The organism is Pseudarthrobacter phenanthrenivorans Sphe3, from assembly GCF_000189535.1.
Taxonomy (GTDB): Bacteria; Actinomycetota; Actinomycetes; order Actinomycetales; family Micrococcaceae; genus Arthrobacter; species Arthrobacter phenanthrenivorans.
Map to the genome: position 1 here is coordinate 1,558,861 of NC_015145.1, position 15,010 is coordinate 1,573,870.

Below are 15,010 nucleotides of genomic sequence, written 5' to 3' on the forward strand. Positions count from 1 at the left end.
CCGCCGCGGTGCACGTCAGGGTGCGCGTGTTGCCTTTCCGCGTCCGGTGATGGCTCCGTAGATGCCGGCTACCACCAGGCCGCCGACGATGGCGAGAATCCAGGTGCCGAGGTCGAAGAACGCAAGATCGCCCCGGTTGAACAGGAGGCTGCCAATCCAGCCGCCCACGATGGCGCCCACTACGCCCAGAACGAGGCTGGTGACCCAACCGCCGCCGACCCGTCCCGGCATGACCGCCTTAACGATGGCCCCAACGATGAGGCCGAGAATGATCCAAGCAAGAAAACCCATTGTCTCCTCCTTATGTTTACCGGGATGTGATGGTCCCGATGAGGCTCAAGCTAACATAACGGCGCTGTGATGTCAGCAGGTTTTTGCCCGGCCGCTGGACTGCGTGGCCAGCGCCACAAAGGCCCCCTTAAATGCTGGGCCGCGTGGGAATTTCCACCGGGAGACAGGACCGCCTGCGGCGGATTCAGGGGATCAGGCGGTCAGCGGCTTCCGGCGCTCGAGGAGGCCACTGGCCACGGCAACGCCCAGGCCCAGGATGGCGAGGACGGCACCCACCAGCGCGGGTGCCACATAGCCCCAGCCAAGGGCGATGACCAGTCCGCCCAGGAAGGCGCCCAGTGCGTTGGCCACGTTCAGCGCCGCGTGGTTCAGCGACGAAGCCAGCGACGGGGCGTCCGGCGACGCGTCCAGGAGCCGGGTCTGGAGCGCCGGGATCAGCATGGACCCGGACGCGCCCACCACGAAGACCATGACAAACGCGGACCACGGCCAGTGGGCAGCCACCGCATAGACCACCAGGGCAGCCGCGATCGCGGGCAACACGGAGTACAGGGTTCCCATGACGGAGCGGTCCGCAAGCCTGCCGCCCACGATGTTGCCCGCCACCATTCCCAGGCCATAGAGCGCAACCACCAGCGGAATCAGTGACGAGGGAATGCCCGCCACCAGGGTCATGGTGTGGGCAATGTACGTGTAGGTGGCGAAGAAGCCGCCGAAGCCCACGATGCCGATCAGGATGGCCAGCCACACCTGGAGCCGTTTGAGGGCGCCGAGTTCACGCCTGATGCTGGCATCCGGATGTGCGTCCTGGAAGGGGACGAACTTCCACACCATGAGCAGGGTCAGCAGGCCAATGAAGCCCACCAGGATGAACAGCAGCCGCCAGCCGTACGTCTGCCCCAGCCAGGTGGCGAACGGCACGCCCACCACGTTCGAGATGCTCAGGCCGGCCATCACCATGGAGATCGCCCAGCCCCGCCGCGTCGGCGGAACCAGGGATGCGGCGATCACAGCTGCCACGCCAAAAAAGGCGCCGTGCGGCAGTCCGGCTGCGAACCGCGAGACCAGCATCATGCCGTAATCCGGGGCGAGGTAGGAGGCAAAGTTGGCCACCGTAAAGATCAGCATCAGCCCGAGCGCCAGGTGCTTGCGCGGGAGTTTGGCGCCGACGGCGGCGAGCAGGGGCGCTCCCACCACGACGCCCAGTGCGTAGGCAGAGATGAGGTGGCCGGCCTCGGGCGTCGAAATCGCAAGCCCCTGCTCCACTTCCTTCAGCAGGCCCATCATGGTGAACTCTGTCACCCCGATGCCCACCCCGCCCATGGCCAGGGAGAGGATGGCCATCGCGAGGTTGGTGGACCGGGCGGGGGCTGCCGTGGACTTGTCGAGAACGCTGCTCATCTGCCTGCTTTTCGGGGATGGAACTGGAAGGTTGCTGATGCCACGGCAGTGGGGCTGGTCAGTCCGGACCCTTCCGGCAACCGGGAAAGGAAGGAAGGTATTCCCGATTCCGGCGGCTGGATCCGGTCCCCTTCATTGTCCCCCATAGAATGGGGCGGTGACTGGACTGATACAGGTAGTGGGCGGAGCAGTGCTGGACAACCTTGAGGAACCTTCCCTGCTGCTCGTGGCCAGGCGCAGTGCTCCGGAGGCCCTGGCCGGCCTGTGGGAGTTCCCAGGCGGCAAGGTGGAACCGGGCGAAGAGCCGGAGGCGGCCCTGGTCCGGGAGCTGTCCGAGGAGCTGGGAGTCACGGTTCGCCTGGGCAGCGAGCTCGCCGCTGAATCGCCGGCCGGCTGGCCGCTGAATCCCCGGGCCAGCATGCGGGTGTGGTTTGCGGAGGTGGCCCAGGGGGTGGCCCAGCCGCTTGAAGACCATGATGAGCTGCTGTGGGTTCCCCTGGCCGAAACGGAAAGCGTCCTCGGCCTGCCGTGGATCCCGGCCGATTACCCGATCGTGCGGGCCCTGCTGTCAGCGCTGTCCCTGCCGGTGGGCCCAACGGCAAAGTAACGGTCCCTTCGGGCTGACCGCCGCCCAGTCCCACCCCCCGGAAGCTAGAACAGGGTTGGTTGGCCTGCTGGTCCGGCAGGACTGCCTCCGCCCGCTGCGGGAGTGCCGGCTGATCCTTGGGGAATGATGCCTGCAGGGTACTCCGCTTCCTCGCCACGGGGATCGTCCTCCAGGTCCCTGTGGCTGAACCCCGACGAATTGGTGAACCCGTGCCGGGCCTTGAAGTAGCGCACCTTGCCGGCCAGCCAGCTCCGGTACTCCTTTGAGGCGTAGGAGCCGGATCCGTAGAGCCGCCGGTAGCGGCCTGCCAGTGCTGGATGGTGTTCCGCAATCCACTTCATGAACCACTCACGGGTGCCAGGCTTCAAGTAGAGCGCCCCAGCCGAAACCCCGGTGGCGCCCGCGGCAGCCAGCGACGCAAACAGGGAATCCAGGGCTTCGTCGCTGTCCGAGAGCCACGGCAGGATGGGCATGGCCATCACCCCGCAGGGGAGGCCGGCTTCACGGAGGCGGGAAACAAGCTTGAGCCGTGCCCGCGGCCCGGGTGTCCCCGGTTCCACCGCCTCCGAGAGCTCCTCATCCGTCATGGCCAGGGAGATCCCCAACCCCACCGGGACTTGGGCAGCCGCACTCTTCAGCAGGGGAATGTCCCGCGCCAGGAGCGTCCCCTTGGTCAGGATGGACAAGGGAGTCCCCGACTCGGCCAGGGCATTGATGATCCCCGGCATCAGCCGGTAGCGGCCCTCGGCCCGCTGGTATGGGTCCGTGTTGGTGCCGAGGGCTACCTGCTGGCGGCTCCAGGACGGCTTTGCCAGCTCCTTGCGCAGGACCTCAGCGGCGTTGACCTTCACCACCACCTGGCTGTCGAAGTCCAGCCCGGCGTCGAAGTCCAAATACATGTGGCTCTTCCGGGCGAAGCAATAGACACAGGCATGGCTGCAGCCCCGGTAGGGGTTGATGGTCCATTCAAACGGCATCCGCGAACCTGCCGGCACCTTGTTGAGCACCGATTTGGCAGTGACCTCGTGGAAAGTGATGCCGGCGAACTCCGGCGTAGTCACGGAGCGCACAAGGCCAGCCAGCGGCAGTAATGCCGGGACAGCCGCGGCCCCAGTTTCGCCCGCAGCCGGAACCAGTGCCTGCGCCTCCCACCTCATGCACCTATTCGAACCTATGTTCGAATGGAAGTCAAGGAATGGCGGTCCCGGACCCCTTGTCCGGCCGCGCCTCCCGGCGCGGGTAGCCGCCCGCTGCCAGACCGGCATGGCGCTCGAAGACGTTGCCTGTGCCGGGGTTCCCGGTGCGCAGCATTGACCAGCCGGCGGCCAGGAAATACAGGGGAAGGAACGCAAGGCCCTGGCACCAGGCGTATTGGGTGGAGTGCCTTTCCTCGTGGCCCAACAACGCAGGGCGCGCCAGCAGTTCCTCGGCGGGCTGGCGGCAGAGCACCACGTTCCCCAGGGTGAACGCCCCGGCAAAGGGCAGCCGCCATCCATAGCCCCCTGCGACGATGAGGCCGCGCGGGCCACGGATGACCTCGGTGCGGGCGGCTGTGGCGACGGCAAGGCCAAGGGCCGTACTGCCGTTGGCCAGGTTGGCGGCCTGCCTGACGCGCTGGGCGGCCGTGAGGCGCCCTGGCGCTTCCTGCGGCCGGTGCCCTGTCATGAGGCCATGGTAGCGGGGGCAAGTGAATTAGACTGGAGGGCAGTGGCCGCCGGTTTTACCGGTAGGCCCTGCCCTGGTCATTGAATGTACCGAAATGCGCAGCTGGCATGAGGGACATTCATCCATGACCTGCCAGTGACGGACGTGCCGCCGGGAAACCATGCAGGCTGCCTGTTCACCGGCAGCCACGACTCGTAGCTAAGAACAGTAGATGACTGAAACTTTGCCGGGCGCCGCCATCCCGAACCCCACGGATGAAGCCGCCATCACTGCCGCTGTAGACCAGGCCGTCGCCGCCATCGCCGGCGCGGCCACCCTTGACGAGCTGAAGGTGGTGAGGCTTGCCCACACTGGAGAGAAATCCCCGCTCAGCCTCGCCAACCGCGAAATCGGCAAGCTGCCCAAGGACCAGAAGGCCGTGGCCGGGAAGCTGATGGGTGCCTCCCGCGGGCGGGTCAACAAGGCGCTCGCCGACCGCACGGCGGAGCTGGAAGCCGAGAACGACGCCCGCATCCTGCTGGAAGAGACGGTTGACGTCACTGCCGCCCCCCGCCGTCGTCGTGCCGGTGCCCGGCACCCCCTCTCCACCCTGCAGGACCGCGTCGCGGACATCTTCGTGGGCATGGGCTGGGAGATTGCAGAAGGACCCGAGGTTGAATCGGAATGGTTCAACTTCGACGCACTGAACTTCAAGCCGGACCACCCTGCCCGCGAAATGCAGGACACGTTCTTCGTGGAGCCGCCGGAGGCCCACCTGCTCATGCGCACGCACACCTCCCCGGTGCAGGTCCGTTCCATGCTGGAACGTGAGCTGCCCATCTATGTGCTGTGCCCGGGCAAGGTCTTCCGCACCGACGAACTGGACGCCACCCACACCCCGGTGTTCCACCAGTTCGAAGGCCTGGCCATCGACAAGAACCTCAGCATGGCGGACCTGCGCGGAACGCTGGAGCACTTCGCCCGCCAGATGTTCGGCGACGAAGCCCAGATCCGGCTGCGCCCCAACTACTTCCCCTTCACCGAGCCTTCCGCCGAGCTGGACATCTGGCACCCCGGCGCCAAGGGCGGTCCGCGCTGGATTGAATGGGGCGGCTGCGGCATGGTCAATCCCAACGTCCTCCGGGCAGCCGGCATCGACCCGGACGTTTATTCAGGTTTTGCCTTTGGCATGGGCATCGAACGCACCCTCATGTTCCGCAATGAGGTGGGCGACATGCGCGACATGATCGAAGGCGATGTACGGTTCAGCGAGCACTTCGGGATGGAGATCTAAACAGTGCGTATCCCACTTTCCTGGCTGCGTGAATTCGCAGAGGTACCGGCCGGAGCAACGGCCGAAGACGTGATGGCCGAACTGGTCAAGGTCGGCTTCGAAGAGGAGGACGTCCACCGTCCCACCGACACCCTGCAGGGACCCATCGTGGTGGGCCAGGTCCTGAGCGTGGTCAAGGAGCCGCAGACCAACGGCAAGACCATTAACTGGTGCCAGGTCCGCGTGGTCCCCGAGGGACAGGAGCAGACACTCACCGGCGACGGCATCGACCCGTCCGGCGTGCAGGGCATCATCTGCGGCGCCCACAACTTCGTCGAAGGCGACAAAGTGGTGGTCACGCTGCCCGGCGCCGTGCTGCCCGGCGACTTCCACATCTCGGCACGGAAGACTTACGGCCACCTGTCGGCCGGCATGATCGCCTCCGTCCGCGAACTCGGAATCGGCGAGGACCACGACGGCATCCTGGTGCTGTCCCGCATCGGGCTGGACCCGGAAGTCGGTACTGACGCCATGGAGCTCCTGGGCCTCTATGACCAGGCGGCAGAGATCAACGTGACGCCGGACCGCGGCTACGCCTTCTCCATCCGGGGCGTGGCACGCGAGTATGCGCACGCCACCGGAACCACCTTCACCGATCCCGCCACCCGCGTCAGCGCTCCTGCCGCGCTCTCCGGCGGCTTCGGCGTCAAGATCAACGACGACGCACCCATCTACGGCAAGCCCGGCTGCGACCGGTTCGTGGCGCGCACGGTCCGCGGCGTTGACGCAACAAGGCCAACGCCGCCCTGGATGTCCTCCAGGCTGCGCCTCGCCGGCATCCGCTCCATCTCACTGCCGGTGGACATCTCCAACTACGTCATGCTGGAACTCGGCCAGCCCCTGCACTTCTACGACCAGGACAAGCTGTCCGGCGACATCGTGGTGCGGCGGGCAGTGGCGGGGGAGAAGCTCGCCACCCTTGACGGCAGGGAGCGCTCGCTCGACCCCGAGGACCTGTTGATCACTGATGCCTCAGGACCGATCGGCATCGCGGGTGTCATGGGGGGAGCCGCTACAGAGGTTTCCGACGCCACCTCGACTGTCCTGATTGAGGCCGCCCATTTCGAGGAAGTATCCATCGCCCGTTCCCGCCGGCGGCACAAGCTGCCTTCAGAGGCGTCCAAGCGCTTCGAGCGCGGCGTGGACTGGCACATCGCCGGCATCGCCGCCCAGCGCGCGGTGGACCTCCTGGTGGAGTTGGCGGGCGGAACCGCGGACGAGGCGGGGACCGACGTCGGTACAGCGCCGGACTCGGTGACCATCGAATTGCCGGCGGCCTTCGCTGCCGCCCGGATCGGTATCGACTTCACGGAAGAGCAGATCGTCACGTCCCTTGAGGACCTGGGCGCAGCCGTGGTGAAGAACGACGGCGGCTGGCGCGTCACGGCCCCCAGCTGGCGCCATGACCTGGAGACCAAGGAGGATCTTTCCGAGGAGATCGCCCGGCTGGTGGGTTACGACCAGATTCCCGCCACGCTGCCCGTGGCACCTCCCGGGCGGGGGCTGACGCGCGTGCAGCAGCAGCGCCGGCGCCTGATCCAGGCGCTCGCGGACGCGGGACTCACCGAGGTCCTGTCCTACCCGTTTGTTTCCAAGGCCGCGAACGACACCTTTGGCGTGCCTGGCGAGGGCGCGGGCCGCACCGCGGTCAAGCTGGCCAACCCGATCAGCGAGGAGCAAGGCTACCTGCGCACCTCCATCCTGCCGGGGCTTATCGAAGTGGCTAAGCGCAACCACTCGCGCGGTTTCCGTGACCTGGCGCTTTTCGAGTCCGGCCTGGTGTTCCTTCCGGCCGAACGAACGGGCACCGAGTCCATCCCGCCGCTGGGCGTCAAGCCTGCCGACGAGGTGCTGGATGCACTGTACGACGGCGTCCCGCACCAGCCCTTCCACCTCGCCGCGGTGCTCACCGGACACGACTCCCCGGCAGCCCCCGGGCATTCCCCCCGTACCTGGGACTGGGCCGACGCGCTGGACATTGCCCGGCTCGCGGGCGACGTCCTGGGCGTGGAGGTTGTGGTCAGCCAGGGCAGCCACCAGGCATTCCACCCCGGCCGTGCCGCCCGGCTGTCCCTGCGCACGGGTGAAGTAGTGGGCTACGCCGGTGAACTGCATCCCAAGCTGCTTGCCGCCTCGGACATGCCTGCCCGTTCGGTTGCCCTGGAGCTCAATGCCGATGCCCTGTTCGATGCTGCTCCGGACGTGATTGTGGCCCGCTACATCTCCACGTTCCCCGTGGCAACCCAGGACGTGGCCCTGGTGGTTCCGGCCGGCGTGCCCGCCGATGACGTGCTGGCGGCACTCCGCGAGGGCGCCGGCGAACTCCTGGAGGATGTTGCACTCTTCGACGTCTACGCCGGCAAGGGAATCGAAGAAGGCAAGAAGTCCCTGGCCTTCGGGCTGCGGTTCCGTGCGGACGACAGGACACTGACGGCAGACGAAGCATCCGCCGCACGCGCAAGCGCCGTGGCACTGGCCGCCGAGCGTTTCGGGGCAGTACAGAGGTAGGTGCTGTACAAAGGTAGGAGACTCCTCCTGACGTGAAGAGGTCCCCGCAGCCAGGATTGATAGATCCTGGCTGCGGGGACCTTGGCGTTTTCTCCAGGTCCAGCCCAGCTGCCGAAGCTAGGGCACCAGCAGCACCTTGCCCGTAGTCCGCCGTCCCTCAAGGTCACGGTGTGCCTGCGCGGCCTGCACCAGGGGATAGCGGGCCCCGATCCTCACCTTGAGGCTGCCGTCCGCGGCAGCGGCGAAGATCTCCCGGGAGCGCCAGCGCCGTTCCGCAGCATCCCGCAGGTGGTGGGCAATGGTGGGCCTGGTGAGGAACAGGGAACCGCCCGAGTTGAGGCGTTGGGGGTCCACCGGCGGTACTGGCCCGGAGGCGGCACCGAACAGGACAAGCATGCCCCGCGTCCGCAACGCTTCCAGTGAGCCGTCAAAGGTGTCCTTGCCGACTCCGTCGTACACCACGTCCACCCCCGTTCCGCCGGTGATGTCCCTGACCCGCCCGGCGAACCCCTTGTACGGCAGCACGTGGTCCGCCCCGGCCTCACGCGCCAGCTCCTCCTTTTCCCCTGTGGAGACGGTGGTGATGACCTCCGCCCCGCGGGCCTTGAGGAGCTGGGTCAGGAGCAGGCCCACGCCGCCGGCGCCTGCGTGCAGAAGGACGGTATGTCCCGGCTCCACCTTGAAGGTGGAATTCATCAGGAAATGCGCCGTCATTCCCTGCAGCGGCAGGGCAGCGGCGGTGAAGTCATCCAGCGTGGCAGGAACGGGAAGCGCAGCCTCCTCAGCAACCAGCGCGAAGTCCGCGTAGCAGTTGATACCCTCGGCCGTTGCAACCCGGTCGCCGGGAACGAAGCCCGTCACGCCCTCGCCTACCTCCTCAACCGTCCCTGCCGCTTCCGAGCCCGGAGTAAAGGGGTACTGCACCTTGTAGGTGCCGCTGCGCTTGTAGGTGTCGATGAAGTTCACGCCGGCTGCCGCCACCTTGACCAGCAACTGGCCTGGGCCTGGAGCGGGCCGGTCCACATCCGCATACTCAAGGACTTCCGGGCCGCCCGCCTGGCGTGCGACGATTGCATGCGTCATGGCTCTCCTTCCCCGGGCCCGGCCTTTCCAGCCCCGGCTACCCGAACCATCCTATGGACATCAGGCGGCGAGGCCCCACCTTTCCACCTGCAACGCGGCATGCATAAATATCGGTACTAGTGAATAGTTTTGCTGTAAGGTGGTGCCATGACTATTTCTGTTGCAGTGTCGGGAGCCAGTGGCTACGCCGGGGGAGAAGTCCTGCGCCTCCTTGCCGGGCATCCGGATGTCACCATCGGAGCCATCACCGCCCACAGCAACGCCGGGTCCCGGCTCGGAGAACTGCAGCCCCATCTCCACGGGCTGGCCAGCCGTATCCTTGAGGACACCACTGTGGAGAACCTCGCCGGCCACGACGTCGTCTTCCTGGCACTGCCGCACGGCGCCTCCGCTGAGATCGCGGCGCAGCTTCCGGAGGGGACGGTGGTGATTGACGCCGGCGCCGACCACCGCCTTCAGGACCCGGTTGCCTGGGAGAAGTTCTATGGCTCCGCCCACGCCGGCACCTGGCCTTACGGCCTGCCGGAGCTTCCCGGCCAGCGGGAGGCCCTCAAAGGCGCCACCCGGATCGCCGTTCCCGGCTGCTACCCGACGTCGGCCCTCCTGGCCCTTGCACCCGGGTTCACCGCCGGGTTCCTCCAGCCGGACGACGTCGTCATCGTCTCGGCGTCCGGCACGTCGGGTGCCGGCAAGGCCGCCAAAGTAAACCTGATCGGCTCCGAAGTGATGGGCTCCATGAGCCCCTACGGTGTGGGTGGCGGCCACCGCCATACGCCCGAAATTGAGCAGGGCCTATCGAACGCCGCGGGGGAACAGGTGACCGTTTCGTTCACGCCCACCCTGGCGCCCATGAGCCGGGGCATCCTCACCACCGCCACGGCCAAGGTGAAACCAGGCCTCTCCCGGGAGCAGCTCCGCCAGGCCTGGACCGAGGCATACGACGACGAACCTTTCGTCCACGTCCTGCCGGAGGGCCAGTGGCCCGCCACCAAGTCCGTGCAGGGTTCGAACCACGCCGCCATGCAGGTGGCCTTCGACCCGCACGCGGGCCGCATCGTCGTGACCTGCGTGATCGACAACCTCACCAAGGGAACGGCCGGAGGCGCCGTCCAGTCCATGAACATCGCACTTGGCCTGAAGGAAACTGCCGGCCTTGACCTGCAGGGAGTAGCTCCGTGACCATTACCGCACCTTCGGGATTCCGCGCGGCAGGCATCACCGCCGGCTTGAAAACCTCCGGAAAACCTGATCTCGCCCTGGTAGTCAACGATGGACCGTCCAAGGCCGCCGCCGCCGTCTTCACCAGCAACAGGGTAGCTGCCGCCCCGGTCCACTGGTCCCGCCAGGTGGTCTCCGACGGCCGGGTCGACGCCGTGGTCCTCAACTCGGGCGGGGCCAACGCCTGCACCGGGCCCACCGGCTTCCAGAACACCCACAGCACTGCGGAAAAGGTCGCAGAAGTGCTGGGCATCTCCGCCACGGACGTCTTTGTCTGCTCCACCGGCCTGATCGGTGAGCAGCTTCCCATGGACAAGGTCCTTCCGGGGGTGGAGGCTGCTGCCGCGGCACTGAGCGCCGACGGCGGTCCGGACGCTGCCACCGCCATCATGACCACTGACACCGTCCCCAAGGTGGCACTGTTCATTGGCACCGACGCGGACGGCCAGGAATTCAGTATCGGCGGCATCGCCAAGGGAGCCGGCATGCTGGCGCCCGGACTGGCCACCATGCTGGTGGTCCTCACCACGGATGCCGCAGTGGAAGCGGAACTGCTCGACGTCGTCCTGCGCGACGCTGCGCGGGTCACCTTCGACCGGGCCGACTCCGACGGATGCATGTCCACCAACGACACCGTGGTGCTGATGGCCTCGGGAGCCTCCGGCGCCGTACCGTCCGCGGAGGTATTCGCCGCCGGCCTGACCCAGGTGTGCGCAGAACTTGCCCGTAAGCTGATCGCCGATGCCGAAGGGGCCAGCCACGACATCGCCATCCGGACTTTCAACGCCGCCAGTGAGGCCGACGCGGAAACAGTCAGCCGGTCCGTGGCCCGGTCCAACCTTTTCAAGGCTGCCATCTTCGGCAAGGACCCCAACTGGGGCCGGGTACTGTCCGCCGTCGGCACCACGGACGCCGCCTTCGAGCCGGACAAGCTCAACGTCTCCATGAACGGCATCCAGATCTGCCGCAACGGCAGCATCGGCGATGACCGCAGCCTGGTGAACCTGGAACCGCGCGAAGTCCTGGTGGAAATCGACCTGCAGGCCGGCGGGTCTGAGGCAACCATCTGGACGAACGACCTGACGCACGACTACGTGCACGAGAACAGCGCCTACTCCAGCTAGCCGCCCGCCACCCGTGCGGACACTTTTCGGAAGAGACAGCATGAACACCCAGACGCGTGAAACCACCAGCATGTCCGACGCCCAGGACAAGGCAGCGACCCTCATTGAAGCCCTGCCCTGGATCCAGCGGTTCGCCGGCACCACCATGGTGATCAAGTACGGCGGCAACGCCATGGTCAATGACGAACTCCGCCGCGCCTTTGCCGAGGACGTTGTCTTCCTCCACCACGTGGGCATCCACCCGGTGGTGGTCCACGGCGGCGGCCCGCAGATCAACTCCATGCTGGGCCGGCTCGGCATCGAGTCCGAGTTCAAGGGCGGCCTGCGGGTCACCACCCCGGAAGCCATGGACGTGGTCCGGATGGTCCTCACCGGCCAGGTGGGCCGCGAACTGGTGGGCCTCATCAACTCCCACGGCCCCTACGCGGTGGGCATGTCCGGCGAAGACGGCGGCCTGCTGCGCGCCGTCCGCACCGGGACTGTGGTGGACGGCGAGGAAGTGGACCTCGGGCTGGTAGGCGAGGTGGTCGGCGTCGACCCGGCCGGCATCGTGGACATCCTCGAGGCCGGCCGGATCCCGGTCATCTCCACCGTCGCGCCAGAAATAGTGGATGAGGGCGACGGCTTCCTTGGCACGGCAGGTTTCCAGACCACCGGCCAGGTGCTCAACGTCAACGCAGACACCGCGGCCGCGGCCGTCGCCTCGGCCCTTGGCGCCTCCAAACTGGTGATCCTGACCGACGTCGAAGGCCTGTATGCCAACTGGCCGGACAAATCCTCCCTCATTTCCTCGCTCACGGCGTCCGAGCTGCGGGCCATGCTGCCCAAGCTTGAATCGGGAATGATCCCCAAGATGGCCGCCTGCCTCAAGGCAATCGACGAGGGCGTGGAGCGGGCGCATATCGTGGACGGGCGCCTGCCGCATTCCATGCTGCTTGAAACATTTACGACGGCGGGCATCGGCACCCAGGTTGTCCCGGACGAGGAGATCAACGGATGAACAGCACGGAAAACCTCGAGCACCGGACGCCTGTGGCCCAGCTGGTGGAGACCACCGGGCATGCAGGATCAGAGTGGCTGGCCCGCTACTCCACCTCGCTGATGGGCGTGTTCGGCACGCCCCAGCGCGTACTGGTCCGTGGCGCCGGGTGCCTGGTGTGGGACGCCGACGGCAAGGAATACCTGGACCTGCTCGGCGGCATCGCCGTCAACGCGCTCGGCCACGCCCACCCATTCGTCACCTCCGTCATCTCGAGCCAGCTGGCCACCCTGGGACACGTCTCCAACTTCTTCACCAGTCCCACCCAGATCGCGCTGGCCGAAAAGCTGCTGGTCCTTACCCAGGCGCCGGCCGGCTCCAAGGTGTTCTTTACCAACTCCGGCACCGAGGCCAACGAGGCCGCCTTCAAGCTGGCCCGCCGCAACACCGGCGGCGGTGTTGCCAAGCGGACCAAAATCATCGCCCTCGAGGGTGCCTTCCACGGCCGGACCATGGGTGCCCTGGCACTGACTGCCAAGGAGGCCTACCGCGAGCCGTTCGAACCGTTGCCCGGAGGTGTGGTGCACATCCCGTTCGGGGATGTCGAGGCACTCAAAGCCGCCGTTGACGAGACCGTGGCCGCCGTCTTCCTGGAACCCATCCAGGGGGAGGCCGGGGTTCGCCCCCTGCCGCCCGGCTACCTCCGGGCCGCCCGGGAACTGACGGCCCGGGTCGGGGCGCTGCTGATCCTGGACGAGGTGCAGACCGGCATCGGCCGGACCGGCAAGTGGCTGGCCAGCGAGGACGCCGGGATCATGCCGGACGCCATCACGCTGGCCAAGGGCCTGGGCGGCGGCTTCCCGATCGGTGCGCTGGTCACCTTCGGTGCGGAAACGTCGTCGTTGCTGGCGGCCGGCCAGCATGGGACCACGTTCGGCGGCAACCCCGTGGCCACCGCGGCCGCCCTGGCAACCTTGCACGCCATCGAAAGCCAGGACGTCCTGGCGAACGTGGTGGCGGTGGGGGAGCACCTGCGCTCCGCCCTGGCAGCCCTGCCCGGTGTCACCGAAGTCCGGGGCGAAGGCCTGCTCATCGGCTTCGACCTGGACGCGGACGTGGCCCCGGCAGTGGTGCAGGCCGGCCTGGACGCCGGGTTCATCGTCAACAGCCCCGGGCCCCGTACCATCCGCCTGGCCCCGCCGCTGGTCCTCACCCGGGCCCAGGCAGACTCCTTCCTCTCCGCCTTCCCGGCCATCCTCCAAGCAGCTAAGGACGCCCAGTGACATCAGCAGCCAGTGCTACCCGGCACTTCCTCAAGGACACGGACCTCACTCCTGCGGAGCAGGCTGAGGTCCTGGACCTCGCAGCCCGGATGAAGGCGGCGCCCTACAGCGTCCAGCCTTTCGCCGCCGAGGGGAGCGGGCGCAAGACCGTGGCCGTGATCTTTGACAAGACCTCCACCCGCACCCGGGTCTCGTTCGCCACGGGCATCGCGGACATGGGCGGCAATGCCCTCATCATCAACCCCGGCGAGGCCCAGATCGGCCACAAGGAGTCCGTGGAGGACACCGCCAAGGTCCTGGAACGCATGGTGTCCACCATCGTTTGGCGGACCGGGGCGCACGCCGGACTGGTCGCCATGGCCGAAAACTCCAGGGTGCCGGTGATCAACGCCCTGTGCGATGACTACCACCCGTGCCAGCTGCTCGCGGACCTGCTTGCAGTGAAGGAGCACAAGGGCGAACTCAGGGGCCTCACCATGAGCTACCTGGGGGATGCGGCCAACAACATGGCCAACTCCTACCTGCTGGCCGGGGTTACGGCCGGCATGCACGTAAGGATCGCCGGACCCGAAGGGTACCTGCCCGCCGCGGAAATCGTGGCTGCGGCCGAGGAACGCGCAGCAGAAACGGGCGGCTCGGTGACCATCACCACCGACGCCGCTGCGGCTTTGAAGGGCGCCGACGTCGTTGCCACCGACACCTGGGTGTCCATGGGCCAGGAGGCGGAAAAGGAAGCCCGGCTGCAGCTGTTCCGCGAGTACTCCGTGGATGAGGCGGCCATGGCACATGCCGCGGAAGACGCCGTCGTGCTTCACTGTCTGCCGGCCTACCGCGGGTACGAGATCTCCGCCGGTGTCATCGACGGTCCGCAGTCCATTGTCTGGGACGAGGCCGAAAACCGGCTGCACGCCCAGAAGGCCCTGATGGCCTGGCTCATGCACCGCTCAGGGCTGGCCTTCGTGGACGGCCTTTCTCCCGTTGAAGGCACCGGGGAGAGCACGTTCTAGTGTCTGCCCAACCGGCGTCACCGGGCTCCAGCCCGGCCACCAAGACAGCCCGGCAGGCCCGCATTGCGGCCATCCTGACGGGTGAATCGGTGCGTTCCCAGGCTGAGTTGGCGGCCCTGCTGGCGGACGACGGCGTGCAGGTCACCCAGGCGACGCTCTCGCGGGACCTGGTGGAACTCGGCGCTGTCCGGGTGCGCGGCAAGGAGGGCGTGCTGGTCTACGCCGTACCCGGTGAAGGCGGCGAGCGGGCCGCAAAAAGCGGGGTAAGCCAGGAGATCCTGGACGCCCGGCTGGCCCGGCTCTGCAGCGAACTGCTGGTCACGGCGGAAGCCTCAGCCAACATCGCCGTGCTCCGGACCCCGCCCGGCGCCGCCAACTTCCTCGCCCTGGCGATCGACCACTCGGTGATGCCGGCCATCCTGGGAACCATCGCCGGCGACGACACCGTGCTGCTGGTCTCCCGCGACCCGAACGGCGGCCAGGACCTCGCGGCCCGGTTCCTGCAGCTGGCCGAAGAGGCCGGGCAATAAGC

Annotated in this window: 14 protein-coding genes; 9 read left to right on the forward strand and 5 right to left on the reverse strand. The window is 67.2% G+C overall.

The annotated features are described in order from the left end of the window. Positions 1-15: 15 nt before the first annotated feature. Both ASPHE3_RS07225 and ASPHE3_RS07230 read right to left on the reverse strand, forming a co-directional pair. Positions 16-291, reverse strand: coding sequence for a GlsB/YeaQ/YmgE family stress response membrane protein (locus tag ASPHE3_RS07225; RefSeq protein ID WP_009358633.1), 276 nt, complete (start codon positions 289-291; stop codon positions 16-18). A gap of 192 nt (positions 292-483) precedes the next feature. Next, on the reverse strand, positions 484-1,692 hold the full coding sequence (locus ASPHE3_RS07230) for an MFS transporter (RefSeq protein ID WP_013600577.1): 1,209 nt from the start codon (positions 1,690-1,692) through the stop codon (positions 484-486). Between the two features lie 157 nt (positions 1,693-1,849). On the opposite strand from ASPHE3_RS07230, the gene ASPHE3_RS07235 reads away from it, so the two are divergent. Then, the gene (locus ASPHE3_RS07235; protein ID WP_041652018.1) at positions 1,850-2,299 is read left to right on the forward strand and encodes a (deoxy)nucleoside triphosphate pyrophosphohydrolase; all 450 of its coding nucleotides are present in this window, start codon (positions 1,850-1,852) and stop codon (positions 2,297-2,299) included. Positions 2,300-2,343: 44 nt separating this feature from the next. Here ASPHE3_RS07235 and ASPHE3_RS07240 read toward each other — a convergent pair whose 3' ends face one another. Further along, entirely contained in the window at positions 2,344-3,456 is a 1,113-nt protein-coding gene (locus ASPHE3_RS07240) for an Rv2578c family radical SAM protein (protein ID WP_013600579.1), read from the reverse strand. 31 nt (positions 3,457-3,487) lie between these two features. Next, positions 3,488-3,964 carry a hypothetical protein gene (locus ASPHE3_RS07245; RefSeq protein WP_013600580.1) on the reverse strand — a complete coding sequence of 159 codons (477 nt, stop codon included), beginning with the start codon at positions 3,962-3,964 and terminating at the stop codon, positions 3,488-3,490. 211 nt (positions 3,965-4,175) lie between these two features. On the opposite strand from ASPHE3_RS07245, the gene pheS reads away from it, so the two are divergent. Further along, positions 4,176-5,237: a phenylalanine--tRNA ligase subunit alpha gene (gene pheS / locus ASPHE3_RS07250; RefSeq protein ID WP_013600581.1), complete on the forward strand. Its 1,062-nt coding sequence runs from the start codon at positions 4,176-4,178 to the stop codon at positions 5,235-5,237. A gap of 3 nt (positions 5,238-5,240) precedes the next feature. After that, entirely contained in the window at positions 5,241-7,784 is a 2,544-nt protein-coding gene (pheT, locus tag ASPHE3_RS07255; RefSeq protein WP_013600582.1) for a phenylalanine--tRNA ligase subunit beta, read from the forward strand. A 117-nt stretch (positions 7,785-7,901) separates the two neighbouring features. Here pheT and ASPHE3_RS07260 read toward each other — a convergent pair whose 3' ends face one another. Beyond that, entirely contained in the window at positions 7,902-8,867 is a 966-nt protein-coding gene (locus tag ASPHE3_RS07260; RefSeq protein WP_013600583.1) for a quinone oxidoreductase family protein, read from the reverse strand. A gap of 147 nt (positions 8,868-9,014) precedes the next feature. Here ASPHE3_RS07260 and argC point away from each other — a divergent pair, with 147 nt between their 5' ends. Genes argC through ASPHE3_RS07290 form a run of 6 tightly spaced genes read left to right on the forward strand, consistent with a single transcriptional unit; the run spans position 9,015 to position 15,008 of the window. After that, a complete protein-coding gene (gene argC / locus ASPHE3_RS07265) occupies positions 9,015-10,046 on the forward strand; it encodes an N-acetyl-gamma-glutamyl-phosphate reductase (protein WP_013600584.1) in 1,032 nt (343 codons plus the stop codon). After that, a complete protein-coding gene (argJ, locus tag ASPHE3_RS07270) occupies positions 10,043-11,209 on the forward strand; it encodes a bifunctional glutamate N-acetyltransferase/amino-acid acetyltransferase ArgJ (protein ID WP_013600585.1) in 1,167 nt (388 codons plus the stop codon). The genes argC and argJ overlap by 4 nt, the downstream gene beginning before the upstream one ends. A 40-nt stretch (positions 11,210-11,249) precedes the next feature. Beyond that, positions 11,250-12,209, forward strand: coding sequence for an acetylglutamate kinase (argB, locus tag ASPHE3_RS07275; protein WP_013600586.1), 960 nt, complete (start codon positions 11,250-11,252; stop codon positions 12,207-12,209). After that, positions 12,206-13,471 (forward strand): acetylornithine transaminase, encoded by a 1,266-nt coding sequence (locus ASPHE3_RS07280; RefSeq protein ID WP_013600587.1) that lies wholly within the window; start codon positions 12,206-12,208, stop codon positions 13,469-13,471. The genes argB and ASPHE3_RS07280 overlap by 4 nt, the downstream gene beginning before the upstream one ends. After that, a complete protein-coding gene (gene argF / locus ASPHE3_RS07285) occupies positions 13,468-14,478 on the forward strand; it encodes an ornithine carbamoyltransferase (RefSeq protein ID WP_013600588.1) in 1,011 nt (336 codons plus the stop codon). Before ASPHE3_RS07280 ends, argF begins: the two co-directional genes overlap by 4 nt. Then, a complete protein-coding gene (locus ASPHE3_RS07290) occupies positions 14,478-15,008 on the forward strand; it encodes an arginine repressor (protein WP_013600589.1) in 531 nt (176 codons plus the stop codon). The genes argF and ASPHE3_RS07290 overlap by 1 nt, the downstream gene beginning before the upstream one ends. Positions 15,009-15,010 lie beyond the last annotated feature (2 nt).